At 71.0% G+C, this 24,512-nt stretch carries 25 protein-coding genes; 19 read left to right on the top strand and 6 right to left on the bottom strand.

The window, feature by feature from the left end; translation table 11 throughout:
- Positions 1-19: 19 nt before the first annotated feature.
- The 3 genes from QRX60_RS08725 to QRX60_RS08715 are packed head-to-tail and all read right to left on the bottom strand — an operon-like array spanning position 20 to position 2,332.
- Positions 20-163 (bottom strand): hypothetical protein, encoded by a 144-nt coding sequence (locus QRX60_RS08725; RefSeq protein ID WP_286000265.1) that lies wholly within the window; start codon positions 161-163, stop codon positions 20-22.
- Positions 164-214: 51 nt separating this feature from the next.
- The gene (gene menE / locus QRX60_RS08720; RefSeq protein WP_286000264.1) at positions 215-1,348 is read right to left on the bottom strand and encodes an o-succinylbenzoate--CoA ligase; all 1,134 of its coding nucleotides are present in this window, start codon (positions 1,346-1,348) and stop codon (positions 215-217) included.
- Between the two features lie 60 nt (positions 1,349-1,408).
- Complete coding sequence (locus QRX60_RS08715; protein ID WP_286000263.1) at positions 1,409-2,332, bottom strand: 1,4-dihydroxy-2-naphthoyl-CoA synthase; 924 nt, start codon at positions 2,330-2,332, stop codon at positions 1,409-1,411.
- 51 nt (positions 2,333-2,383) lie between these two features.
- Between QRX60_RS08715 and menD the strand changes: the two genes are divergently transcribed.
- The 3 genes from menD to QRX60_RS08700 all read left to right on the top strand — a co-directional run bounded on the left by menD (position 2,384) and on the right by QRX60_RS08700 (position 6,187).
- On the top strand, positions 2,384-4,057 hold the full coding sequence (gene menD / locus QRX60_RS08710) for a 2-succinyl-5-enolpyruvyl-6-hydroxy-3-cyclohexene-1-carboxylic-acid synthase (protein WP_286000262.1): 1,674 nt from the start codon (positions 2,384-2,386) through the stop codon (positions 4,055-4,057).
- A gap of 134 nt (positions 4,058-4,191) precedes the next feature.
- Positions 4,192-5,709 (top strand): M1 family metallopeptidase, encoded by a 1,518-nt coding sequence (locus tag QRX60_RS08705; protein WP_286000261.1) that lies wholly within the window; start codon positions 4,192-4,194, stop codon positions 5,707-5,709.
- A 22-nt stretch (positions 5,710-5,731) separates the two neighbouring features.
- Positions 5,732-6,187, top strand: a complete 456-nt coding sequence (locus QRX60_RS08700) for a DUF3592 domain-containing protein (protein ID WP_286000260.1) — start codon at positions 5,732-5,734, stop codon at positions 6,185-6,187.
- Here the strand turns inward: QRX60_RS08700 and QRX60_RS08695 are convergent.
- Both QRX60_RS08695 and QRX60_RS08690 read right to left on the bottom strand, forming a co-directional pair.
- Positions 6,096-6,710, bottom strand: a complete 615-nt coding sequence (locus QRX60_RS08695; RefSeq protein WP_286000259.1) for a GNAT family N-acetyltransferase — start codon at positions 6,708-6,710, stop codon at positions 6,096-6,098. The two genes, QRX60_RS08700 and QRX60_RS08695, sit on opposite strands and share 92 nt — an antisense overlap.
- Before the next feature lie 249 nt (positions 6,711-6,959).
- Positions 6,960-7,796 carry an inositol monophosphatase family protein gene (locus tag QRX60_RS08690; RefSeq protein WP_286000258.1) on the bottom strand — a complete coding sequence of 279 codons (837 nt, stop codon included), beginning with the start codon at positions 7,794-7,796 and terminating at the stop codon, positions 6,960-6,962.
- Positions 7,797-7,987: 191 nt separating this feature from the next.
- Here QRX60_RS08690 and QRX60_RS08685 point away from each other — a divergent pair, with 191 nt between their 5' ends.
- Together QRX60_RS08685 and QRX60_RS08680 are read left to right on the top strand one after the other, a co-directional pair.
- The gene (locus QRX60_RS08685; protein ID WP_286000257.1) at positions 7,988-9,058 is read left to right on the top strand and encodes a glycosyltransferase family 4 protein; all 1,071 of its coding nucleotides are present in this window, start codon (positions 7,988-7,990) and stop codon (positions 9,056-9,058) included.
- A 1-nt stretch (position 9,059) separates the two neighbouring features.
- Positions 9,060-10,163 carry a glycosyltransferase family 4 protein gene (locus tag QRX60_RS08680; protein ID WP_286000256.1) on the top strand — a complete coding sequence of 368 codons (1,104 nt, stop codon included), beginning with the start codon at positions 9,060-9,062 and terminating at the stop codon, positions 10,161-10,163.
- 44 nt (positions 10,164-10,207) lie between these two features.
- On the opposite strand, the gene QRX60_RS08675 is transcribed toward QRX60_RS08680, so the two are convergent.
- Positions 10,208-10,675 carry a MarR family winged helix-turn-helix transcriptional regulator gene (locus QRX60_RS08675; RefSeq protein WP_286000255.1) on the bottom strand — a complete coding sequence of 156 codons (468 nt, stop codon included), beginning with the start codon at positions 10,673-10,675 and terminating at the stop codon, positions 10,208-10,210.
- Between the two features lie 53 nt (positions 10,676-10,728).
- Between QRX60_RS08675 and QRX60_RS08670 the strand changes: the two genes are divergently transcribed.
- The 14 genes from QRX60_RS08670 (at position 10,729) to nuoK (ending at position 24,509) form a co-directional block, all read left to right on the top strand.
- Positions 10,729-11,274, top strand: coding sequence for a DUF4386 domain-containing protein (locus QRX60_RS08670; RefSeq protein WP_286000254.1), 546 nt, complete (start codon positions 10,729-10,731; stop codon positions 11,272-11,274).
- A 9-nt stretch (positions 11,275-11,283) separates the two neighbouring features.
- On the top strand, positions 11,284-11,973 hold the full coding sequence (locus tag QRX60_RS08665; RefSeq protein ID WP_286000253.1) for a class I SAM-dependent methyltransferase: 690 nt from the start codon (positions 11,284-11,286) through the stop codon (positions 11,971-11,973).
- 10 nt (positions 11,974-11,983) lie between these two features.
- Entirely contained in the window at positions 11,984-13,270 is a 1,287-nt protein-coding gene (locus tag QRX60_RS08660; protein WP_286000252.1) for a geranylgeranyl reductase family protein, read from the top strand.
- 507 nt (positions 13,271-13,777) lie between these two features.
- Entirely contained in the window at positions 13,778-14,197 is a 420-nt protein-coding gene (locus QRX60_RS08655; RefSeq protein ID WP_286000251.1) for an NADH-quinone oxidoreductase subunit A, read from the top strand.
- A 4-nt stretch (positions 14,198-14,201) separates the two neighbouring features.
- Complete coding sequence (locus QRX60_RS08650; RefSeq protein WP_155548771.1) at positions 14,202-14,750, top strand: NuoB/complex I 20 kDa subunit family protein; 549 nt, start codon at positions 14,202-14,204, stop codon at positions 14,748-14,750.
- Positions 14,751-14,753: 3 nt separating this feature from the next.
- Complete coding sequence (locus QRX60_RS08645; RefSeq protein ID WP_286000250.1) at positions 14,754-15,503, top strand: NADH-quinone oxidoreductase subunit C; 750 nt, start codon at positions 14,754-14,756, stop codon at positions 15,501-15,503.
- Entirely contained in the window at positions 15,500-16,870 is a 1,371-nt protein-coding gene (locus QRX60_RS08640; RefSeq protein WP_286000249.1) for an NADH-quinone oxidoreductase subunit D, read from the top strand. The genes QRX60_RS08645 and QRX60_RS08640 overlap by 4 nt, the downstream gene beginning before the upstream one ends.
- Positions 16,867-17,745, top strand: a complete 879-nt coding sequence (gene nuoE, locus QRX60_RS08635; protein ID WP_286000248.1) for an NADH-quinone oxidoreductase subunit NuoE — start codon at positions 16,867-16,869, stop codon at positions 17,743-17,745. The genes QRX60_RS08640 and nuoE overlap by 4 nt, the downstream gene beginning before the upstream one ends.
- On the top strand, positions 17,745-19,025 hold the full coding sequence (gene nuoF, locus QRX60_RS08630; protein WP_286000247.1) for an NADH-quinone oxidoreductase subunit NuoF: 1,281 nt from the start codon (positions 17,745-17,747) through the stop codon (positions 19,023-19,025). Before nuoE ends, nuoF begins: the two co-directional genes overlap by 1 nt.
- Positions 19,022-21,496 (top strand): NADH-quinone oxidoreductase subunit G, encoded by a 2,475-nt coding sequence (locus tag QRX60_RS08625; protein ID WP_286000246.1) that lies wholly within the window; start codon positions 19,022-19,024, stop codon positions 21,494-21,496. The genes nuoF and QRX60_RS08625 overlap by 4 nt, the downstream gene beginning before the upstream one ends.
- A complete protein-coding gene (gene nuoH, locus QRX60_RS08620; protein ID WP_286000245.1) occupies positions 21,493-22,842 on the top strand; it encodes an NADH-quinone oxidoreductase subunit NuoH in 1,350 nt (449 codons plus the stop codon). Before QRX60_RS08625 ends, nuoH begins: the two co-directional genes overlap by 4 nt.
- Positions 22,829-23,356, top strand: a complete 528-nt coding sequence (gene nuoI / locus QRX60_RS08615; protein ID WP_286000244.1) for an NADH-quinone oxidoreductase subunit NuoI — start codon at positions 22,829-22,831, stop codon at positions 23,354-23,356. The genes nuoH and nuoI overlap by 14 nt, the downstream gene beginning before the upstream one ends.
- A complete protein-coding gene (locus QRX60_RS08610) occupies positions 23,353-24,213 on the top strand; it encodes an NADH-quinone oxidoreductase subunit J (protein WP_286000243.1) in 861 nt (286 codons plus the stop codon). Before nuoI ends, QRX60_RS08610 begins: the two co-directional genes overlap by 4 nt.
- Positions 24,210-24,509 carry an NADH-quinone oxidoreductase subunit NuoK gene (gene nuoK / locus QRX60_RS08605; protein ID WP_286000242.1) on the top strand — a complete coding sequence of 100 codons (300 nt, stop codon included), beginning with the start codon at positions 24,210-24,212 and terminating at the stop codon, positions 24,507-24,509. The genes QRX60_RS08610 and nuoK overlap by 4 nt, the downstream gene beginning before the upstream one ends.
- Positions 24,510-24,512: the final 3 nt, after the last annotated feature.

Below are 24,512 nucleotides of genomic sequence, written 5' to 3'. Positions count from 1 at the left end.
GGAGCGGGAACCCGGGAAGTCAGTCGGTGGTCGGCAGCTGCCAGGTCAGCGTGCCGCCGTTGGGGTCCACCGCCGGCCCGTCGGCGAGCGCCGCACCCGCGGGAAGGAGAACCCCCATGGCGACGGCGGTCGTGAGCAGAGCGGTCCGAATCCAGCGCGTCATGATGGGTAGCCAAGCGGGTGCACGCCGTACATGTCAACGAAGTGCCGCCATTCAGCTGCTCAAACCCGACCGAAGTCGGGCCTTCACCGCCGCCCGGTCGATCTTGCCCGGTCCGCGAAGGGGCAGCTCGGAGCCGTATTCGACGCGTTTCGGCGTCGCCGCCGCGCCCAGTTCGGACCGGACCGCGGCGCGCAGTTCGTCCGCTTCGGGCGGTTCCCCTTCCGGGACGACCAGCGCCACGACGGCCTCGCCCCACTCCGGGTCCGGCAGGCCGACGACGCACGCGTCCCGCACCCCCGGCTGCTCGCCCAGGAGTCGCTCGATCGCGTTCGCGGACACCTTCACGCCGCCGGTGTTGATCATGTCGTCGGCCCGGCCGAGGACCTCGATCCGGCCGTCGCCGTGCCGGACCCCACGGTCCGACGTCGTGAACCAGCCGTCGCGGAACGACTCCGCGGTCAGGTCCGGCCGGAGCCGGTAGCCGTGCGCGAGGACGTCGCCCGCGATGCGGATGCGCTCACCGGACAGGTCGACCCGGACGCCGTCGAGGGGGAAGCCGTCGTAGACGCAGCCGCTCGCCGTCTCGCTCATGCCGTACGCGGGCACGATCCGGACGCCGGCGTCGGCCGCGCGCTCGCGCAGGGTCGCCGACGTCGCCGCGGCGCCGACCACGATCGCGTCGAACGCCTTCGCCGCGGCCAGCCCGGCGCCGCCGTCGTCGAGCAGCCGGACCAGCTGGGTCGGCACCAGGGCCGTGTACCGCGGGCCGCCCTTCAGCTTCGCCGCCGCGGCGGCGAAGTCGTCCGGCCGGAAGCCCCGGCCGGTGAGCAGCGCCGGGGTGGTGCCGGCCAGCAGCGACCGGACCAGCACCTGCAGGCCGCCGATGTAGTGCGCCGGCGTCGCCAGCAGCCAGTGCCCGGGGCCACCGAGCCGCGCGTGGGTGGCCTCGGCGGACGCGGTCAGCGCCCGGGCCGAGAGCAGCACGCCCTTGGGGGCGCCGGTCGAGCCCGACGTGGCGATGACCACGGCCGTGTCCGGTTCGGCGGGCTCGTCCGGCGTCATCGCGTCGCGCAGCGCCGGGTCGGTGAAGGGCAGCACGGCCGGGCCGCCGTCCAGCGCGTCCGCGAGGGCCGTCTTCAACCCCTCGAGCGCCTCCGGAGAGCCGTCGAGTTCGACCGTCCGCATCTCACCTTCCGATGTGAAGTCCGCGTGAGGAGTTCGCACTTTCATAGGGAAAGTGCGAGCTCAGTAGTAGTAGGGGACGTCCTTGAAGTCGGGGTCGCGCTTCTGGAGGAACGCGTCACGGCCTTCGACGGCTTCGTCCTGCATGTACGCCAGCCGGGTGGTCTCGCCGGCGAACAGCTGCTGGCCGACCAGGCCGTCGTCGGTGAGGTTGAACGCGTACTTCAGCATCCGCTGGGCCGTCGGCGACTTGCGGGTGATCTCCCACGCCCAGGCCAGGGCCTCTTTTTCGAGATCGGCGTGCGGGACGACGGCGTTCACCGCACCCATCCGGTGCATCTGCTCGGCGGAGTACTCGCGGCCGAGGAAGAAGATCTCGCGGGCGAACTTCTGCCCGACCATCTTCGCCAGGTAGGCCGAGCCGTACCCGCCGTCGAACGAGCCGACGTCGGCGTCGGTCTGCTTGAACTTCGCGTGCTCGGCCGAGGCGAGCGTGAGATCGCACACCACGTGCAGGGAATGCCCGCCGCCCGCGGCCCAGCCCGGCACCACCGCGATCACCGGTTTCGGCAGGAACCGGATCAGCCGCTGGACCTCGAGGATGTGCAGCCGGCCGGCCCGCGCGGGGTCCACCGTGTCGGAGGTCTCGCCGCTCGCGTACTGATACCCGGAGCGTCCGCGAATACGCTGGTCACCGCCGGAGCAGAACGCCCACCCGCCGTCCTTGGGCGAGGGGCCGTTGCCGGTGAGCAGGACGCAGCCGACGTCCGAGCTCATCCGGGCGTGGTCCAGCGCCCGGTAGAGCTCGTCGACGGTGTGCGGCCGGAAGGCGTTGCGAACCTCCGGGCGGTCGAACGCGATCCGCACGACGCGTTTGCCGCCACGGCTCTCAGCGGAGCGGTGGTAGGTGATGTCGGTGAAGGCGAAACCTTCGACCTCGGTCCACGCGGCGGGGTCGAACAGCTCGGAAACTCGGGCGTCATCCACGTTTGGGAGAATAGGACCTGTGGACACTTGTGATCTGTTCGGAGCCTGCCGGTGAACCCTTCCACCGCGCAGGCCAGGGTCATCGTCGACGAACTCGTCCGCAACACCGTTTCGCACGTCGTCCTCTGCCCGGGCTCCCGCAACGCGCCGCTGTCGATCGCGCTCTACGACGCGGCGGCGGCCGGGAAGCTCCAGCTGCACGTCCGCATCGACGAGCGCGGTGCCGCGTTCCTCGCCCTCGGCATCGCCGCGCGCACCGGCCGCCCGGTGGCCGTGCTCTGCACGTCCGGCACCGCGGCCGCGAACTTCCACCCGGCGGTGCTGGAGGCCGACCGCGCCGGGGTCCCGCTGATCGTCCTGACCGCCGACCGGCCGCCCGAGCTGCGGGCCGCGGGCGCGTCGCAGGTCATCGACCAGCACCAGCTCTACGGCAACGCCATCCGCTACTTCGACGAGCTGGCCGTCGCCGAGCGGCGGGCCGGCCAGAACTCGTACTGGCGCAGCCAGATCTGCCGGGCCTGGAACGCGGCCTACGGCGAGTGGCGTTGCGGGCCGGTGCACCTGAACATCCCGTTCCGCGAGCCGCTCGTGCCGGACCTCGACGACGGTGAGTGGTACGAGTCCCTGGACGGCCGGGCCGACGGGTCCCGCTGGACCGAGCTGCCCGACTTCGGCGCGCTGCCGTCGTTCGTGGTGCCCTCGGCGCGGCACGGCCTGGTGATCGCGTGCGACACCGGCGTCCAGGCGGCCAGCGAGTGGGCCGAGCAGCACGGCTGGCCGGTGGTGTCGGAGACGGGTGGGCTGGGGCTGTCCGGCGGCACGGCGATCTCGTCCGGCGCCTGGCTGCTGGGCGTCGAGGAGTTCATCGCGAAGCACAAGCCGGAACAGGTGCTCTGCCTCGGCCGGCCGACGGTGTTCCGGCAGATCCAGAAGGTGATCTCGGACCCGTCGATCGAGGTCCTGCTGGTGCGCCCGGACTCGGACTGGCCGGCGCCCGCGCACAACGTAAGACAGGTCGGGCAGTGGTTCGACGAGCCGACCAAGCCGGCCGACCCGGAGTGGCTGGCGAGCTGGCGCCGAGCCGACGCGGCGGCGTCTTCGGCGGTGGCGTCGGTGCTGGACTCGGAGCCGTGGCCGTCCGGGCTGCGGTTGGCGTCGGAGCTGGTGGACGCGCTGCCCGCGGACTCGCTGCTGGTGGTCGGCTCGTCCAACCCGACCCGGGACGTGGCACTGGCCGGCCGGCTGCGCCCGGACGTCCTGGTGCACCGCAACCGCGGGGTGGCGGGCATCGACGGCACGGTCTCGACGGCGATCGGCGCGGCGTACGTCCACCGCGGGCCGTCGTACGCGCTGCTGGGCGACCTGACGTTCCTGCACGACGCCTCGGGCCTGCTCACCGGGCCGGCGGAGCAGCGCCCGGACCTGACGATCGTGGTGTGCAACGACGACGGCGGCGGGATCTTCTCGCTGCTGGAGCAGGGCGCGCCGGAGCACGCGGCGAGCTTCGAGCGGGTGTTCGGGACGCCGCACGGTGCCGACCTGGGCGCGCTGTGCGCGGGGTACCGGGTGCCGCACGTGGTCGCCGAGACGCTGACGGAGTTCCGGGCGGCGCTGCGGCCGGCGCCGGGGCTGCGGGTGGTCGAGGTGCGGGTGGACCGGGCGCGGCACCGGGACCTGCACGGCCGCCTGCGGGCGGCGGTGTCGAGCGCGGTTTCGGCCGTCTGACCGGGGCAAACCGCCACGTCAAGCGGTTTCCGATCTTGATCCCAGTAGGCAAGAACCTTCCTTCGGCTGTACCTGGCCCCTCCTTGGCTGGCTACGTTCGAGCGCGCTGATCCTCACCCGTTGGAGGGATTCGAATGCGTGCAAGAACTCGCACCGGCCTCGGTGTGCTCGCGGCCGGGGTCGCCTCGGTGCTGCTCGCCGGCACCGCCAGTGCGGCCCCGACGCCTGGTGCCCCCGGTGTCGGTGACTCGTACTACCCGAACGCCGGCAACGGCGGGACGGACGTGCTGCACTACGACATCCGGCTGACCTACCAGCCCGCTACCGACGTCCTCGCCGGCACCACGACGCTGCTGCTCACCGCGACGCAGGACCTGTCGCGGTTCGACCTGGACTTCGCGCTCAAGGCGTCGAGCGTGCTGGTGAACAACCGGCCGGCCCGGTTCACGAACCAGACCGGCAACGGCGAACTCGTCGTCACCCCGGCGCAGCCGCTGCTCAAGGGCCAGACCGCCACGGTCGTCGTGGCTTACTCGGACACGCCGTCCACCGAGCAGGTCGACGGGCTCAACGGCTGGAAGAAGGGCTCCTTCGGCGCGCTCGGCGTCGACGAGCCGCAGAGCTCCGCGTGGTGGTTCCCGGCCAACGACCACCCGACCGACAAGGCGACCTACGACGTCACCATCGAAGCGCCGGATGACAACGTTGCCGTCACCAACGGCACGCTCGTCCGCAAGACGAAGAGCCGCGCCGGGTGGACCCGCTGGCAGTGGCGCAGCACGAAGCCGCAGGCCACGTACCTGACGTCGTTCATCGTCGGCAAGTACGAGCTGAACCAGTCGACCACGCCGGACGGCAAGCCGTTCATCACGGCGTACGGCTCCGACCTCGGCGACTCGCTGTACGCGGCGAAGGCCAGCGTCGAGCGGACGCCGGAGATCGACGCGTTCCTGGCGACGCAGTTCGGGCCGTACCCGTTCGAGGCCGAGGGCGGCGTCGTGACCAGCGGTATCACGTTCTCCCTGGAGAACCAGACCCGGCCGACGTACGGCGTCCGCAACTTCCGCGCGGGCTCGAACACGACGTTGATCGCGCACGAGAACGCCCACCAGTGGTTCGGCGACAACGTCTCGCTCGGCCGCTGGAGCGACATCTGGCTGAACGAGGGCTTCGCGTCCTACGCCGAGTGGCTGTGGTCCGAGCACGAAGGCGAAGGCACGGTCGCCGAGCTGGCCCAGTACACGTACGACTCCAACCCGGCCGACGGCGACCTGTGGAAGCTCGTCCCGGCCGACCCGGGCGCGGACAACCAGTTCGACAACGCCGTGTACGACCGCGGCGCGCTGACGCTGCAGGCGCTGCGCACGGCCGTCGGCGACGAGGCGTTCTTCAAGATCCTGCAGACCTGGCAGGTCCAGAAGGGCGGGTCGAACGGGCGCATCCAGGAGTTCATCGCGCTGGCCGAGAAGGTTTCGGGCAAGCCGCTGTACGACCTGTTCCAGACGTGGCTGTACACGGCCGGCAAGCCGGCGGTCGGCCCGAACGGCGCTGCTGCGTTCACGGCGCGTGCGGCTTCGGTTCAGGCGAAGCCGAAGTCGTACGACCAGATCCAGGCGAACCACCGGAATCTCGCCGCGGAGCACTCGCACTGAGCGGGACCGCTACGCTCGCGGCGTGAGCACGAAAGGTGAGCGGGTGAGGCGCGTCGGGTGGTGGGCCACCCTCGGCGTCGCCTCGCTCCTCACCGTGATGTGCGTGTGCCTCCTGTTCGCGGCGATCCGCAACGACGGCGCGATCGAGGCCCAGCTGGGCACGGCGAACGCGACGGTGGACTCGGTGGCGTTCGACCGCACGATCATCCACTTCGAGACCCCGGACGGCATCGTCCACAGCCCGGCGAACGGCGTCCTCTACCCGGACGGCCTGGCGGCGGGCCAGCTGGTCCGCATCGAGTACGACGCCTCCGACCCGGAGCTGGCCCGGGTGGCCGGCCGGTCGGCGACGCTCACGCTGCTGCCGCTGGGGAGTTTCGTGCTGTTCACGTGGCTGGTGGCCGGGCCGCTGCTGTGGTGGATCCGGCGGGTGGACAAGCGAGCTGTCCCGCCTGCTCCAGCCACGTCTTCCGCGTGATCTCGTACTCGACTTCCCCCTGCTCGGCGCCGTCGATCGGATCGTCGTGGTCCGCGGCCGAGGTGAACGCCCTGGCGAAGGTGAGGCCGGCCGACGCCATCGTCGCACGGGACGGGGAGTTGACGGCCATCGTCTGGGCGAAGATGCGGTCCAGGCCCAGCACTTCGAACCCGTACCGGATCAGCTCGCGGGAGCCTTCGCGGGCGTAGCCCCGCCGCCACTGCCGGCGCAGCAACCGGTACCCGAGCTCGGCTTCGCCTTCGACGTCCGGCTGGTCGGGGCCGTGCGGCGGGCGCAGGATCCACCAGCCGACGAAGTCGTCGCCGGCGAAGCCCATCCAGAAGCCGAACCCGGGCGCGGCGGCGATCCGGCGCCGGTGGGCCCGTTCGACCTCGGCCCGGGTCGCGGCCCGGCCGGTGAGGTACCGCATCACTTCGGGATCGGAGTCCAGCTCGTACTCCAGCTCGAGGTGCTCGTCGACCAGCGGCACGAGCGTGAGCCGAGGGGTGTGCAACGTGGGCATGCCCCGATCCTCACAGCGCACGCAACCCGATTGGCCCGCGTGGGCCGGCCGCGCCCACCGGACAGACCCCCGCCCACCGGACAGACCCCCGCCCACCGGACAGACCCCCGCCCACCGGACAGACCCCCGCCCACCGGACAGACCCCCGCCACACCCTGGGGGGCGTGCCCTGTCCCAGCTTATCGGCGCAGGGCTGCCCGAAGGGGTGACGCGGCAAATCTGTGGACAGCCGGACCCGATGTGGACAACTCAGCCCGCGTGGGCCGTCTCCTGCCACCACCCCAGCACCTCATCGGCCACCCCCGGCGCCGCCACCAGCAACCCGTCGGTCGGCAACGCCGTGTCCTCCCCGTGCTTGTCCAGCACCACCGCCCCGGCCTCGATCGCCATCGCCACCGACCCGGCCACGTCCCACTCGTGATAGCTGTGCAGCACCGCCGCCGCCGCATGACCCAAGGCCACCTGGGCGATCGACAACGCCGCCGATCCCAGCACCCGCACCCCGGCGTGCGCCTCCGCCGCGCGCTCGATGAAGCCGCCCATCCCCGGCCACGGCCCGCGGCGGGCGAACTCCGTGCAGACCAGCGCGCCCGCCGTCACGCAGCGGTCCGTCAGGCGGACCGGCTTGCCGTTCGCGCGGGCCCCTCGTCCGCGCGCGGCCGCGTAGATCTGGGCCCGGTACGGGTCCGCCACCACGCCCACCACCGGCCCCGCCGCGTCGACCAGCGCCAGGCTGTACGCGCACCACGGCACCCCCGCCACGTAGTTCGCCGTGCCGTCCACCGAGTCGACCACCCAGCGGTACTCGGCGACGTCCGCGCCGTGGTCCGCGCCGAACTCGTGGCCGACCACCGGGATGCCGGGGAACTCCGCCGTCAGGACGCGCCGGGTGTGCCGCTCCAGGATCCGGTCGGTGTCGGTGACCCAGTCGAACGGCGAGTCCAGTGTGGAGGGATGCGCGCCGCGGCCGGCGGTCGCGGTGATCACGTCGGTGGCGTCGTTGGCCAGTCGCCCGGCCACTTCGAGGGCCCTCGACAGCAGGCCGGGCTCCACGGGCCGCGGCGGCCTGGAGGACAAGAGGGTCATGCCTGCTTAGTCTGGGCCCCGCTGGTTTCCGGGACACGACCTTGAGATGACATGTCGTGTCCGATCTTCCGGCGGTCCGAGTGTTCGGACACCGTTGGCCGCCGTGTCACGCGGTCGCCAGGATCGGGTGCGATGGTCGGATCGTGCGAGTCGCCATAGTCACCGAAAGTTTCCTGCCCCAGGTGAACGGCGTGACCAACTCCGTCCTGCGGGTCGTCGAGCACCTGCGCGAACGCGCGCACGACGTGCTGATCATCGCCCCCGGCCCGGGCCCGGACTCCTACCGCGGCGCCCCGGTGGTCCGGATCCCCGCGCTCGACTTCCCCGGGGTCAACTCCCTGCCGATCGGCCTGCCGACGCGCACGGTGCTCAACGCGCTCGCCGCGTTCGGCCCGGACGTCGTGCACCTCGCCTCGCCGTTCGTGGTCGGCGCGCGCGGGCTGGCCGCCGCGCGCCGGCTGCGCGTCCCGTCCATCGCCGTCTACCAGACCGACATCGCCGGGTTCGCCGCCGCGTACGGCTTCGGCATCGCCGCGCGGGCCGCGTGGCGCTGGGTGCGGCGCCTGCACTCGCGTGCCGACCGGACGCTGGCGCCGTCCCGCGACTCGGTCGAGCAGCTGGAACTGCACGGCGTCCCGCGCGTGCACCGGTGGGCGCGGGGCGTCGACATCGAGCGGTTCTCCCCGGAGCACGCCGACCCGGCGCTGCGGGCGGAGCTGGCGCCGGACGGCGAGCTGCTCGTCGGGTTCGTCGGCAGGCTGGCGCCCGAGAAGGAGGTCGACCGGCTGGCCGCGCTGGCCGGGATGCCGGGGATCCGCGTGGTCGTCGTCGGCGACGGGCCCGAAATCGAAAACCTCAGGGAGCAGCTTCCCGGCGCGGCCTTCCTCGGCGCGAAGTACGGCGACGAGCTCTCCGCGGCGTACGCGAGCTTCGACGTCTTCGTCCACACGGGTCCGCACGAGACGTTCTGCCAGGCGGTGCAGGAGGCGATGGCGTCCGGCCTGCCGGTGCTCGCGCCGGACGCGGGCGGCCCGAAGGACCTAGTGCTGCCCGGCCGGACCGGCTACCTGCTGCCCGCGGACCGCGAGCGGTTCGGCCCGGCGCTCGTCGAGAAGGTCGACGCCCTGCGCGATCCCGCGCTGCGGGCGAGGCTCGGCGAAAAGGCGCGCAAGGTGGTGCTGGGCCGCACCTGGCCGGCCGTCTGCCGCGAGCTGATGGGGCACTACGAAGCCGTGCAGGGCCGGGCCGCCCGCGCGGCCTGACATGCACATCGTCCAGCTCGCGAACTTCTACGGGCCGCGCTCGGGCGGGCTGCGCACAGCGCTGCACCACCTCGGCGCGGGGTACGTCGCGAGCGGGCACGAGGTGACGCTGGTCGTGCCCGGCACGCGGTACGCCGACGAGGTCCTGCCGACCGGTGTGCGCCGCTTTTCCCTGCCGGCGCCGAAGATCCCGGGCACCGGCGGTTACCGCGCCGTCGATCCGCACCGCGTCCGCGCGGTCCTGCGCAGACTCGAACCGGACCGGCTGGAGGTGTCGGACCGGCTGACGCTGCGGGGGATGGGGGGCTGGGCGCGGCGGCACGGCGTCCCGAGCACGGTCATTTCGCACGAGCGCCTCGACCGGCTGCTGGAGCAGTTCCTGCTGCCCGAGCCGGTGGCGCGCCGCGTCGCCGACGTCGCGAACCGGCGGATGGCCGCCAGCTACGACACCGTCGTCTGCACGACGGCGTTCGCGCGGGCGGAGTTCGACCGGATCGCGGCCCCCAACGTCCGCCGCGTGCCGCTCGGCGTCGACTTGGCGACGTTCCGGCCCGCCATGCGCGACGACGGCTGGCGGACCGGACTCGCTGGCGGGGCGGACGCGCTGCTCGTCCACTGTGGACGTCTGTCGCCGGAGAAGCACGTGGAGCGCAGCGTGGACACCGTCGCCGAGCTGACGGAGGCGGGCGCGCGGGTCCGGCTGGTGGTGGCGGGCGACGGACCGCGACGGCGGGCCCTGGAACGCCGGGCCCGCGGCCTGCCGGTGACGTTCCTGGGGTTCCTGTCCGGCCGCGGCGACGTCGCGCGGCTGCTGGCCAGCGCGGACGTCTCGCTGGCGCCCGGCCCGCACGAGACGTTCGGGCTCGCCGCCCTGGAGGCGCTGGCGTCCGGGACGCCGGTGGTCGTGTCGGCGTCGTCGGCGTTGCGGGAGATCGTGCGGCCGGGCTGCGGCGCGGCGGTGGACGACCACGCGCCCGCGTTCGCCTCGGCGGTGACGAACCTCCTGGAGAGCCCGGAAGACCTGCGCCGCGCGGCCGCCCGCGCGCGGGCCGAGGAGTTCACCTGGCCCGCCGCGGTGGCCGGGATGCTGGCCGCCTTCCGCTGACACCCGTCGTGAGTGTTTAGGCGGGTTAGAACCCGCCTAAACACTCACGAGAGCCGACCACGCGCATAGCCGGGGTGGACGCCGGGGGTGAGGCCCTGGTCGTCGGCGATCTTCGTCAGGAGGTCGTGCAGCAGCGCGCGCTCGTCGTCGGTGAGGACCGCGGTGATCGTGCGTTCGTGCGACGCCGCCGTCCGGGCGACCTGGCCCATCAGTTCCCGGCCGTCCTGGCTCAGCTCCAGCGCGTAGAGCCGCCGGTCCTCCGCGTTGCGGCGCCGCTCGATCAGGCCGCGCTTCTCCAGGCCGTCGACCAGCGGGACCAGCCGCGTCGCCGGCGTCCCGAGCTGCTTGGCCAGCGCCTGCTGGCTCTGCCCCGGCCGCGATGCGACCAGCCGCAGCAGCCCGACCTGCGCCGGCGTCAGGTCCAGCTCGCCGATCCGCTCGGTGAACCGCGTCGCCGCGTGCGCGCCGACCTGCGCGAGCAGGAACGCGTTGCCGAACCGGGGAGCTTCCATGGCCGGAACGATAGTCCTTGACAATCGATTACACCAGTGTAATCGTTTAAGGCATGAAACGATTTGCGATCGTCGCCTACGGCCTGTTCACCGTTGCCGGGGGAGTCCTCGGCGCGACCGGCACCCGCCCGGGCTCCTCCGCCGCCGACGTCGCGGCCTACAACGCCACTCACCAGGGCCTCGTCCAGCTGCTCGCGCTGGTCGTCTTCGGCGCGGGGCTGTCCCTCGCGACGTGGACCGCGGCCGCCGGACCGCCGCGTCTCGGCTTCGCCGGCGGCCTCCTCGCGTCCGGGAGCCTCGTGCTGAGCGGCCTCGCCACGTGGACGGCCGCGCAGAACCCGGACTTCGCCCGCGCCTTCACCTCGCTGGCCTTCGCCGCCGGCGCCTTCGGGTTCGCGGTGCCCCTCGCGCTCCTGATCGCGGTCGTGGCTCGCACCGAACGGAAGTGGCTGGCGGTCACCGGCTACGTCATCGCCGCGCTCGCCGGGCTCTCCGCGTTCGGCATGCTGGCCGACGTGCTCTACCCGCTGATCCCGGTGGGACGCTTCGGCGGGCTCATCTGGCTGGTGCTCGCGACCTTCCTCAAGCCCCGCGGCTAATCTCAAGCCATGTCACGCGCAAGCCTGGACAAGGACCCGCACGAAGTCGCCGCGATGTTCGACGGCGTCGCGTCCGGGTACGACCGGGCGAACTCGTTCATGACCTTCGGCTTCGACCGGCGCTGGCGCACCACCACCGCCCGCGTGCTCGACGCCCGCCGCGGCGAGAAGGTGCTGGACCTTGCCGCCGGCACCGGGGTGTCCACCGTCGAGTACGCCCGCGGTGGCGCCTGGTGCCTGGCCGCGGACTTCTCGTTCGGGATGCTGCGCGCCGGGCTGCACCGCAAGGTCCCGATGGTCGCGGCGGACGCGCTGAACCTGCCGTTCGCCGACGAGAGCTTCGACGCCGTGACCATCTCCCTGGCGCTGCGCAACTTCGTCGACCCGAAGGCGGCGCTCACCGAGATCGCCCGCGTGGTCAAGCCGGGCGGCCGCCTGGTGATCTGCGAGGTTTCGACGCCGCCGTTCGCGCCGATCCGGTTCATCCACCGGCGGTTCATGCTGAAGCTGCTCACCTGGGTCGGCAAGCGGACGTCGTCGAACCCCGAGGCGTACTCCTACCTGGCCGAATCGATGCTCACCTGGCCCGACCAGCGCACCCTCGGCGAGATCATCGCGAGCGCGGGCTGGGCCGACGTCGAGTGGTTGAACCTCACATTCGGCGTCGTGGCGATCCACCGCGCGCGCAAGCCTGCCTAAACTCGCGTACATGAGTCGTCGAAGCCCTGACCAGGACGCCGAAGTCATCGTCGTCGGCGCCGGACCGGCCGGGTCCACCGTCGCGACCTACCTCGCCCGGTCGGGCGTCGACGTGCTGCTGCTGGAGAAGACCGAGTTCCCCCGCGAGAAGGTCTGCGGCGACGGCCTGACTCCGCGCGGCGTCAAGCAGCTGATCGACCTGGGGATCGACACCAGTGAGGACGCCGGCTGGATGCACAGCCGCGGCCTGCGCATCCTCACCGGCGACTTGACGCTGGAGCTCGACTGGCCGGACCTGACGAGCTACCCGCCGTACGGCGTCTCCCGTACTCGTCACGACTTCGACGACCTCCTCGCGAGGCTCGCGGTGAAGGCCGGCGCGCGGCTGTACGAGCGCACGACGGTCACCGGCGCGATCACCAGCCCGGCCGGGCGCGTGGTCGGCGTCGAGGCCAAGGTCGGGCCGGAGCGGACGCCGGTGCACTACCGCGCGCCGCTGGTCCTGGCCTGCGACGGCGTGTCCGCGCGGCTCGCGCTGAGCGTCGGCATCCAGAAGAACGAGAAGCGCCCGATGGGCGTGGCGGTGCGCCAGTACTACAAGAGCCCGCGTCACGACGACCCGTTCATCGAGGGCCACCTCGAGCTGTGGGACCGCTCGGACCCGCGGAACCCGAAGCTGCTGCCGGGCTACGGCTGGGCGTTCCCGCTCGGCGACGGCACGGTGAACGTCGGCCTCGGCATGCTCTCGACGTCGGCCTCGTTCCGGAACACCGACTACCGCGCGCTGCTGCGCCAGTGGCTCGACGGCACGCCGGAGGAGTGGGGCTACCGCGAGGAGAACGCGATCGGCAAGGTCGGCGGCGCCGGCCTCCCGATGGGCTTCAACCGCACCCCGCACTACCGCGACGGCCTGCTGCTGCTCGGCGACGCGGGCGGCATGGTCAGCCCGTTCAACGGCGAAGGCATCTCGGCGGCGATGGAGTCGGCGCAGATCGCCGCGGAGGTCGTCGTGCAGGCGCTGGCCCGGCGCGAAGGGGCTTCGCGCGAGCGGGCGCTGGAGGCGTACCCGCGGGCGGTCGGCGAGCTGATGGGCGGCTACTACCGGCTGGGGAACGTCTTCGCGAAGATCATCGGCAAGCCGAAGATCATGCACGCCTGCACGAAGTACGGGCTGCGCATCAACAAGCTCCTGCCGCTGGTCTACAAGGGCCTGTCGGGCTGCTACGACGCCAAGGGCGGCGACTGCGTCGACCGCCTGATCTCGGCGCTCGCCCGCGTCACACCCACCCCACGCTGACCCCCAAACCCGTCACTTTCCCTAGGAAAGATGCGTCCCGAGGGCCTGTGGACGCATCTTTCCTAGGGAAAGCTCGGGGTTGTCCGCGCGCGGACACTCGGGTGGCGTAGCAAGTTGGCCGTGCGGTCAGTGGGATAGGTCACAGGTCAGCGCCCGGATTGTCCGGTCGTCAGGGGATCTTGAACGGTCTTCGCGCAGGTCGCACGCGCGCCGTTGCCGGGCCGTGACAACGTTGGCGCCGAAACTTAGGGCACCCTTATAACGCGGGGGCCTAGGGACAAGAATGTGAGTCGCGTCCTACACTCCCCCCATGCTTTGTGAATCCCTTCACATCCACGACGAGTGGCTTGTGAACTATTTCACAAGCACGTCCGGGCCCCGCCACGGGCCGTAAGGAGACCCTGACCCTCGGCGGTGTGACCCAGGTCCCTTAGGGTGCCGACGAGGCTCAAGCGGTTCCCACCACAAGCACAACCGCAGCGGCGCGGAAAGGATGGCGAAGACCCCGTGCTGACGTTGCTGACCCGAACCGACACGGTGCAGCTGGCTCAAGAGGCCCCGAGCCTGAAGCCCTACCTGCCCCTGGTCCTGTTGTTCGTGCTGGCGCTCGGGTTTGCCGTGCTGTCGGTGCTCTTGGGCCCGCTCGTCGGTCCCAGTCGCTACAACAAGGCCAAGCTCGAGGCCTACGAGTGCGGCATCGAACCGTCCCCGCAGCCGCTCGTCGGCGCCGGGCGGATGCCGGTGGCCTACTACATCACCGCGATGCTGTTCATCCTGTTCGACATCGAGATGGTCTTCCTCTACCCGTTCGCCGTGCAGGCGAACGCGCTGGGCACGTTCGGCCTGGTGGAGATCCTGCTGTTCATCGCGACGGTCGGCTTCGCGTACGCCTACGTGTGGCGGCGCGGCGGCCTGGATTGGAACTAGACCCATGGGCCTCGAAGAGAAACTCCCCAACGGCATCCTGCTGGCCAGTCTCGAAGGTCTCGTCAACTGGTCGCGGAAGAACTCGATGTGGCCGGCCACCTTCGGGCTCGCCTGCTGCGCGATCGAGATGATGACGGTCGGCGGCTCCCGCTACGACATCGCCCGCTTCGGCATGGAGCGCTTCAGCGCGACGCCGCGGCAGGCCGACCTGATGATCGTGGCCGGCCGGGTCACGCAGAAGATGGCCCCGGTCCTGCGCCAGATCTACGACCAGATGGCCGAGCCCAAGTGGGTGCTCGCCATGGGCGTCTGCGCCTCCTCCGGCGGCATGTTCAACAACTACGCCGTGGTCCAGGGCGTCGACCACGTCGTGCCGGTCGACATGTACCTGCCCGGCTGCCCGCCGCGGCCGGAGATGTTGCTGGACGCGATCCTCAAGCTGCACGCCAAGATCCAGGACGAGCCGATCAACGCCCGCCGCGCCGCCATCCGCGCCGCCAGCGGGGCCCGCACCGAGCTCGTCGCGTCGTCGATCAAGTACGCGAAGAAGTAAACGATGACTGAGACTCCTGAACCCGGCGGCGAGCAGTCCAGCGCCGACCGTCCCGAAGGCGGCCTCGAGCCGACGGGCGCCCGGCCCGCCGAACCGGTCGTCACCGGCCGCGAACGCCAAGGCATGTTCGGCGTCCACGGCACCGGCGACACCTCCGGCTACGGCGGCGTCCGGCTCCCGGCCTACAGCCCCGCGCCGGCCGAACGCCCGTACGGCGGCTGGTTCGACCAGTTCGCCGACGAGTTCTACGCCGCACTGGCGGACAACAAGATCCCCGCCGAGGCGATCCTGCAGACGACGGTCGACCGCGGCGAGATCACCTTCTACGTCGCCCGCGAGCAGCTGCCGGCGATCGCCAAGGTCCTGCGCGACGACGGCGGTCTCCGCTTCGAGCTGCTCAGCTCGGTGTCCGGCGTGGACTACGGCGTCGACATCCCGCAGCGGCTGCACGCGGTCTACCACTTCACGTCGCTGACCTACCGCCGCCGGATCCGCCTCGAGGTCACCCTCGACGTCGAGGACGCGCACGTGCCGTCGCTGGTCGGGATCTACCCGACCGCGGACTGGCAGGAGCGCGAGGCCTGGGACATGTTCGGCATCGTCTTCGACGGCCACCCGGCGCTGACCCGGATCCTCATGCCGGACGACTGGGACGGCCACCCCCAGCGCAAGGACTACCCGCTCGGCGGGATCCCGGTCGAATACAAGGGCGCGGAGATCCCGCCGCCGGACCAGCGGAGGTCGTACTCGTGAGCACCGAGAACCTTTCCGACGTCAAGACCGGCACGGACACGTCCCCCGAGGGCGCGGACAGCGTCGAGTACGCCGACTCCCGCGAAACCACCGAAGGCCGCGTCTACTCGGTCTCCGGCGGCGACTGGGACGACGTCATCGCCGACGCGGCGCACGACGAGCGCATGGTCATCAACATGGGCCCGCAGCACCCGTCGACGCACGGCGTGCTCCGGCTCGTGCTGGAGATGGAGGGCGAGACCGTCACGCAGCTGCGGTCGGTCATCGGCTACCTCCACACCGGCATCGAGAAGAACTGCGAGTACCGCACCTGGACCCAGGGCGTCACCTTCGTGACGCGCATGGACTACCTGGCGCCGCTCTCGACCGAGATGGCCTACTGCCTCGGCGTCGAGAAGCTGCTGCAGATCGAGGCCCCGCGCCGCGCGCAGCTGCTGCGCGTGATGCTGCTGGAGATCAACCGCATCGGCTCGCACCTGGTCTACATCGCCACCGGCGGCATGGAGCTCGGCGCCACCACCGCGATGACGCTGGGCTTCCGCGAGCGCGAGGTCGTGCTGCACCTGCTGGAGCACCTGACCGGCCTGCGCATGAACCACGCGTTCATCCGCCCCGGCGGCCTCGCGCAGGACATGCCCGAGGACTACCGCGAGAAGGTCACCGAATTCGTCAAGACGATGAAGGAACGCCTTCCGCTGTACGACAAGCTCTTCACCGGCCAGCCGATCTGGCGCAACCGGCTCAAGGGCGTCGGCTACCTGCCGGTGGACGCGTGCCTCGCGCTCGGCGTCACCGGCCCGGTGCTGCGCAGCGCCGGTCTCCCGTGGGACCTGCGCAAGACCGAGCCGTACTCCTGCTACGACGAGTTCGACTTCGACGTCCCGGTCGACAACGGCGCCGACTGCTGGTCGCGCTACCTGATCCGGGTGCACGAGATGCACGAGAGCCTCAAGATCATCGAGCAGTGCCTCGAGAAGCTCGAGCCGGGCCCGGTCATGGTCGAGGACAAGAAGGTCGCGTGGCCCGCGCAGCTGTCGATCGGCAGCGACGGCATGGGCAACTCGCTCGAGCACGTCAAGAAGATCATGGGCCAGTCGATGGAGTCCCTGATCCACCACTTCAAGCTGGTCACCGAGGGCTTCAAGGTGCCGGCCGGGCAGGTGTACACCTCGGTCGAGTCGCCGCGCGGCGAGCTGAGCGCGCACCTGGTCTCCGACGGCGGCACCCGGCCGCTGCGGGTCCACGTGCGCGAACCGAGCTTCGTGAACCTGCAGTCGATGCCCGCAATGGCCGAAGGCGGCCTGGTCGCGGACGTGATCGCCGCGATCGCCTCGATCGACCCCGTCATGGGGGGAGTGGACCGATGACTTCTTCCACCGCAGTGCCCGAGCCCGGGCCCAACGCGGCCGACCGGACGCACGTCGCGGCCGGCGGCGACGTCGACGTGATCGCCATCGCGCCGGACCCCGAGGTGGCCGCCGGGATCATCGAAGACACGCCGCTCGAAGACATCTTCGACGAAGGCGTCGTCGCCCGGGCCCAGGACCTGATCGCGCGCTACCCGGTGTCCCGCTCGGCGCTGCTGCCGATGCTGCACCTCGTGCAGTCGGTGCAGGGCTACGTCAGCCAGGAGGGCATCGCGTTCTGCGCGAAGCAGCTCGACCTGTCCGACGCCGAGGTCAGCGCGGTCGCGACGTTCTACACGATGTACAAGCGCAAGCCGTGCGGCGAGCACCTCGTGAGCGTCTGCACCAACACGCTGTGCGCGGCCATGGGCGGCGACGCGATCTACAAGAAGCTCCAGACGCACCTCGGTTCCGAGGAGAAGCCGCTGGGGCACAACGAGACCGCGGGCACGCCGAACGAGCCGGGCTCGATCACCCTCGAGCACGCCGAGTGCCTCGCGGCCTGCGACCTCGCGCCGGTCATCCAGGTCAACTACGAGTACTTCGACAACCAGACCGAGGACAAGGCCGTCGCGCTGGTCGACGCGCTGCAGGCGGGCAAGCGCCCGGCCCCGACGCGCGGCGCGCCGCTGACGAACTTCAAGGGCGCCGAGCTGCAGCTCGCCGGGTTCTTCCCGGAGGACGAGCGCCAGTACCGCGCGGACGTCGACGGTCCTTCGCAGGCCGTCGAGACGCTGCGGGGCGCGAAGCTCGCCCAGGACCGCGGCTGGGTCGCCCCGGTGGCTTCCGATGTCCCGCTCCCCGCTCTGCCCTCTAAAGAAGGGGAGAAGAAGTAATGGCCGACCCCATTACCCCGGTCCTCACGAAGCGCTGGCTGTCGCCGAACTCCTGGCAGATCGGGACGTACGAGGCGCTGGAGGGCTACACCGCCGTCCGCAAGGCACTCGCCGGCACGCCGGAGCAGCTCGTCCAGCTGGTCAAGGACTCCGGCCTGCGCGGCCGTGGCGGCGCGGGCTTCCCGGCCGGCGTCAAGTGGTCGTTCATGCCGCCGAACGAGGACAAGCCGCACTACCTGGTGATCAACGCCGACGAGGGCGAACCGGGGACCTGCAAGGACATCCCGCTGATGATGGCGGACCCGCACTCGCTCATCGAGGGCTGCATCATCGCCGCGTACGCGATGCGGTCGCACCACTGTTTCATCTACGTCCGCGGCGAGGCGCTGCACTGCATCCGCCGGCTCAACGCGGCCGTGCGCGAGGCCGAAGCGGCGGGCTACCTGGGCGAGAACATCCTCGGCTCCGGCTTCGACCTCAAGATCACCGTCCACGCGGGAGCGGGCGCGTACATCTGCGGTGAAGAGACGGCGCTGCTCGACTCGCTCGAAGGCCGTCGCGGCCAGCCGCGGCTCAAGCCGCCGTTCCCCGCGGCCGCGGGCCTCTACGCCGCGCCGACCACGGTCAACAACGTCGAGACCATCGCGAGCGCGCCGTTCATCGTCAACGGCGGCTCCAGCTGGTTCCGCGAGATGGGCCGCGAGAAGTCGCCCGGCCCGAAGATCTACTCGATCTCCGGCCACGTCGAGAAGCCCGGCCAGTACGAGTGCCCGCTCGGCACCACGCTGCGCGAGCTGCTGGACATGGCGGGCGGCATGAAGGACGGCATCCCGCTGAAGTTCTGGACGCCGGGCGGCTCGTCGACGCCGATGTTCACCACGGAGCACCTCGACATCCCGCTGGACTTCGAGGGCGCGGCCGAGGCGGGCTCGATGCTCGGCACCACCGCCGTCATGGTGTTCAACGAGACGGTGTCCGTGCCCTGGGCCGTGATGAAGTGGACGAAGTTCTACGAGCACGAGTCCTGCGGCAAGTGCACGCCGTGCCGCGAGGGCACGTACTGGCTGGCGCAGATCCTCGAGCGGATGGTCGCGGGCCACGGCACCGAGGAGGACATCGACACCCTCCTCGACGTCTGCGACAACATCCTCGGCCGCGCGTTCTGCGCCCTCGGCGACGGCGCGGTGTCGCCGATCACCAGTGGCATCAAGTACTTCCGCGACGAATTCCTCGCTCTGTGTGAGAGCAACAAGCGCGAACTGGTGGGAGCGCAGGCATGACGATCGCCCCCGACAAGACCGAGACCCAGGAGACGCCGGTCCCCGAAGGCCACGTCAAGCTGGTCATCGACGGCGAAGAGGTCATCGCCCCCAAGGGTGAGCTGCTGATCCGCACGGCCGAACGCCTCGGCACGGTCATCCCGCGGTTCTGCGACCACCCGCTCCTCGACCCGGCCGGCGCGTGCCGCCAGTGCCTGGTCGAGGTCGAGATGGGCGGCCGGCCGATGCCGAAGCCGCAGGCGTCCTGCACGATGACCGTCGCCGACGGCATGGTCGTCAAGACGCAGCTGACGTCGCCGGTCGCGGACAAGGCCCAGCAGGGTGTGATGGAGCTGCTGCTCATCAACCACCCGCTGGACTGCCCGATCTGCGACAAGGGCGGCGAGTGCCCGCTGCAGAACCAGGCGCTGGCGCACGGCCGCGCGGAGTCGCGGTTCGTCGACACCAAGCGGACGTTCGCGAAGCCGCTGCCGATCTCGACGCAGGTGCTGCTCGACCGGGAACGCTGCGTGCTCTGCCAGCGCTGCACCCGGTTCTCCGCGCAGATCGCCGGCGACCCGTTCATCGAGCTCCTCGAACGCGGCGCCCACCAGCAGATCGGCACCGCGGAGACGGCGGACGTCCTCGACCTCGCGTCGCGGACGACGTCCGGCCAGCCGTTCCAGAGCTACTTCTCCGGCAACGTCATCCAGATCTGCCCGGTCGGTGCGCTCACGAGCGCCGCCTACCGGTTCCGCTCCCGCCCGTTCGACCTGGTGTCCGCGCCGAGCGTCTGCGAGCACTGCTCGTCCGGCTGCGCCGAGCGGACCGACTTCCGCCGCGGCAAGGTCCAGCGCAAGCTGGCCGGCGACGACCCCGAGGTCAACGAGGAGTGGATCTGCGACAAGGGCCGGTTCGCCTTCCGCTACACCTCGGCCGACGACCGCATCCGGCGTCCGCTGGTCCGCAACCGCGAGACCGGTGAGCTGGAAGAGGCGTCCTGGACCGACGCGCTGCGCGTCGCGGCGGCCGGCCTCGCCGAGGCCCGGTCGGACGGCGGCGTCGGCGTCCTGCCCGGAGGCCGGCTGACCGTCGAGGACGCCTACGCGTACTCGAAGTTCGCCCGGGTCGCGCTGCAGACCAACGACGTCGACTTCCGCGCCCGCGCGCACTCGGCCGAGGAGCTCGCGTTCCTCACCTCGCACGTCGTGGGCGTGACGCCGGACTCCGGGGTCACCTTCGCCGAGATCGAGCGGGCCCGCACGGTCCTGTGCGTGGCGTTCGAGCCCGAGGACGAGGCGCCGATCGTGTTCCTGCGGCTGCGCAAGGCGGCCCGCAAGAACCGCACCCGGGTCGTCCACTTGGGACAGTGGACGACGTCGTCGGTGCGCAAGACGTTCGGCGAGCTGCTCGCCTGCGTTCCCGGCCAGGAAGCCGCGGCCGTCGAAGGCATCGCCAAGCACGCGCCGGACCTCGACGAGGCCCTGCGCGGCGAGCACGCCGTCGTCCTGGTCGGCGAGCGCGCCGCCCAGGTGCCCGGCCTGTTCTCCGCCCTGCACGACCTGGTGGAGCGCACCGGCGTCCGGCTCGCGTGGATCCCGCGCCGCGCCGGTGACCGGGGCGCGCTGCAGGTCGGCTGCGTGCCGACGCTGCTGCCGGGTGGCCACCGGGTGGGCGACGACGCGGCCCGCGTCGCCGTCGAAAACGCCTGGGGCGTCCCGATCCCGGCCGCGCCGGGCCGCGACACCACCGGCATCCTGCAGGCGGCTGCGGGCCGTGAGCTGGGCGGCCTGGTCGTCGGCGGCGTCGACCCGTTCGACCTGCCGGACCCGGACCTCGCGCTGCGCGCGCTGGACAACGCCGGCTTCGTCGTCAGCCTCGAGCTCCGCCACAGCGCGGTGACCGAGCGCGCGGACGTCGTCCTCCCGGTGGCCGCGGCGGACGAGAAGGCGGGCAGCTACCTCAACTGGGAGGGCCGCACCCGCCCGTTCGACGTCACGATCGAAGGCACCGGCACCCTGCCGGACTGCCGGGTGCTCGACACCCTCGCCGTCGAGATGGACGCCGACCTGTTCACGCAGACGCCGGCCGCCGCCCGCGGCGACTTCGAGAAGCTCGCCCCGGCTTCGGCACTGCGCTGGGGCACTGTCCAGGCCGAGACGGGCGGCGCCACCGCGGCCCCGGGCGCCGGCCAGGCGGTCCTGTCGAGCTGGCGCCAGCTGATCGACAACGGATCGCTGCAGGACGGCGAGCCGCACCTGAAGGGCACCCAGCGCACCCCGGTCGCGCGGCTGTCCGCGAAGACCGCCGAAGGGCTGGGCACCACCGTGAAGGTGAGCACCGAACGCGGCGCGATCACGCTGCCGGTGGAGATCGCGGACCTGCCCGACGGCGTCGTGTGGCTGCCGGGCAACTCCGACGGCTCCGCCGTGTTCAAGACGCTCGGCGCCGGTCACGGTGCCGTGGTGAACCTCGCTGGGGGTGAACAGTGACACCGTTGCTGGCCGAGGCCGCCGTGGGCAGTGTCCCGGACGCGGCGACGCGTGCGGCGCTGCTGGCGGACGACCCGTTCTGGCTGATCCTGCTCAAGTGCGTGGTAATCCTGCTGATCGGGCCGATCATGACGATCTTCCTGATCGTCTGGGAGCGCAAGGCGGTCGGCCGGATGCAGAACCGGCCCGGCCCCAACCGGGTCGGCCCGAACGGCTACCTGCAGTCCCTGGCGGACGCGATCAAGCTGCCGTTCAAGGAACAGATCATCCCGGACACCGCCGACCGCAAGGTGTACTTCCTCGCGCCGGTGCTCTCCGCGGTGCCCGCCCTGATCGCGCTGTCGGCCATCCCGTTCGGCCCGGTCGTGTCGATCTTCGGTGAGCGCACCGTGCTCCAGCTGCTCGACCTGCCGGTCAGCGCGCTGGTGATCCTGGCCTGCTCCTCGATCGGCGTCTACGGCATCGTGCTCGCCGGCTGGTCGTCCGGCTCGCCGTACCCGCTGCTCGGCGGGCTCCGCAGCGCCGCGCAGGTGATCTCGTACGAGATCGCGATGGGCCTGTCGATCGTCGCGGTGATCCTGCAGGCCGGGTCGCTGAACCTGGCCGACATCGTCGGCGCCCAGCAGCACTGGTGGTTCCTCTTCCTGCTGCCGAGCTTCGTGATCTACCTGATCTCGATGGTCGGCGAGACCAACCGGGCCCCGTTCGACCTCCCGGAGGCCGAGTCGGAGCTCGTCGGCGGGTTCCACACCGAGTACAGCTCGATGAAGTTCGCGATGTTCTTCCTCGCCGAGTACGTCAACATGGTGATCGTTTCGGCGTTCGCCACCACGCTGTTCCTCGGCGGCTGGATGGCCCCGTGGCCGCTGTCGCTGATCGGGAACAACGTGCTCAACACCGGCTGGTGGCCGGTGCTGTGGTTCTTCGCGAAGATGTTCGTCCTGCTCTTCGGGTTCATCTGGCTGCGCGGCACGCTGCCCCGCCTGCGCTACGACCAGTTCATGCGCCTGGGCTGGAAGGTCCTGGTCCCGCTGAACCTCGTGTGGATCGTCATGGTGACCTTCGCGAAGGTCATCCACTGGACACCACTGACGATCGCCATCGCCACGATCGCGATCATCATTCTGATCATGCTGTTCTTCTACGTCCGCGCGTCGGGCCGTGAAGTTGAGAGCGAGACCGTCCCGGTGACCGGCGGCGGTTTCCCGGTCCCGCCGCTGGACCTCAAGGTCCCGCAGACCACCCCGCGTCAGAAGGCTTTGGCCAAGGCCGAGGCGAAGGCGGCCCGGCGCAAGCCGGCAGCCGTCGGTACCGCAAAGGAAGGAGCGCAAGATGGGGTTTCTTGATCCCGTCAAGGGCTTCGGCGTCACCTTCGGGATGATGTTCAAGAAGGTCGCCACCGAGGAGTACCCGGAGGCCGGCGCGCCCGCCGCCCCGCGTTACCACGGCAGGCACCAGCTGAACCGCCACCCGGACGGCCTCGAGAAGTGCGTCGGCTGCGAGCTGTGCGCGTGGGCGTGCCCGGCGGACGCGATCTTCGTCGAGGGCGGTGACAACACCGAGGAAGCCCGGTACTCCCCGGGCGAGCGGTACGGCGCGGACTACCAGATCAACTACCTGCGCTGCATCGGCTGCGGCCTCTGCATCGAGGCGTGCCCGACGCGGTCGCTGACGATGATCAACTTCTACGAGCTGGCCGACGACGACCGCCAGCGGCTGATCTACACGAAGGAAGACCTGCTCGCCCCGCTGCTGCCCGGCATGGAGCAGCCGCCGCACCCGATGCGGCTCGGCGAGAACGAGCAGGACTACTACGTGAACGGTCCCGAACTGGCTCGCGGCGGGGAGGGCGTCCAGTGATCACCGCGCTCCTGGCCCAGACCCCGACCGGCGCGGCCGCGGGTGTCACCACCGGTGAGGCCATCGCGTTCTGGGTCCTCGGCCCGCTTTCGCTGCTCGGCGGCCTCGGCATGATCTTCTCCCGCAACGCCGTCCACTCGGCGCTGTGGCTGGTGCTCACGATGCTGAGCCTGGGCGCGCTGTACATGATCCAGTCGGCGCCGTTCCTGGGCTTCACGCAGATCATCGTCTACACCGGCGCGATCATGATGCTGTTCCTGTTCGTGCTGATGCTGGTCGGCCGGGAGAGCTCGGACTCGGTCGTCGAAGTCCTGCGTGGACAGCGGCTGGCCGCGACGGTGCTCGGCATCGGGCTCGCCGCGCTGCTGGCCACCGGCATCTACCGGGCGCTGGCCAACGTCACCCCGGCCACCCCGCTCGACTCGACGACATCGGCGGGCGGCGGGCCTAAGGGCCTGGGCCGGCTGATCTTCACCGACTACCTGTTCCCGTTCGAGCTGACCTCGGCGCTGCTCATCACCGCCGCGGTCGGCGCGATGGTGCTGGCCTTCACCGACCGGCACGGCAAGGGCGGCAAGCAGACGCAGAAGGAACTGGTCGTCGCCCGCTTCCGCGGTGAGCACGACCGGCCCTCGCCGCTGCCCGGCCCGGGTGTCTTCGCCACCGCCAACTCGGTGGCGACGCCGGCGCTGCTGCCGGACGGCTCGGTCGCCCCGGAGTCGCTCTCGGCGATCATCGAGTCCACGTCAGCGATCGAGCTGGCGAAGGAACGCAAGCTCGTCAAGGACGAGGGCCCGCACCCGGACGCGCACGCGCTGGTCGGCTCCGAGGGTGCTTCGGAAGGGGAGAAGGAATGACCCCCACGTACTACCTGCTGCTGTCGGCGCTGCTGTTCGCGCTCGGCGCGGTCGGCGTGCTGGTGCGGCGCAACGCGATCGTCGTGTTCATGTGCATCGAGCTGATGCTCAACTCCGTGAACCTGACGCTGGTCACCTTCGCCCGGATCAACGGCAACCTCGACGGCCAGATCATGGCGTTCTTCGTCATGGTCGTCGCGGCCGCCGAGGTCGTGGTCGGCCTGGCGATCATCATGGCCATCTTCCGCACCCGGCGCTCGGCCTCGGTCGACGACACCAACCTGCTGAAGTACTAGGAG

Source organism: Amycolatopsis mongoliensis (genome assembly GCF_030285665.1).
In the GTDB taxonomy this organism is placed as follows: Bacteria; Actinomycetota; Actinomycetes; order Mycobacteriales; family Pseudonocardiaceae; genus Amycolatopsis; species Amycolatopsis mongoliensis.
The sequence above is the reverse complement of the archived record's forward strand: the minus strand, read 5'-3'. Positions and strand labels throughout refer to the sequence as shown.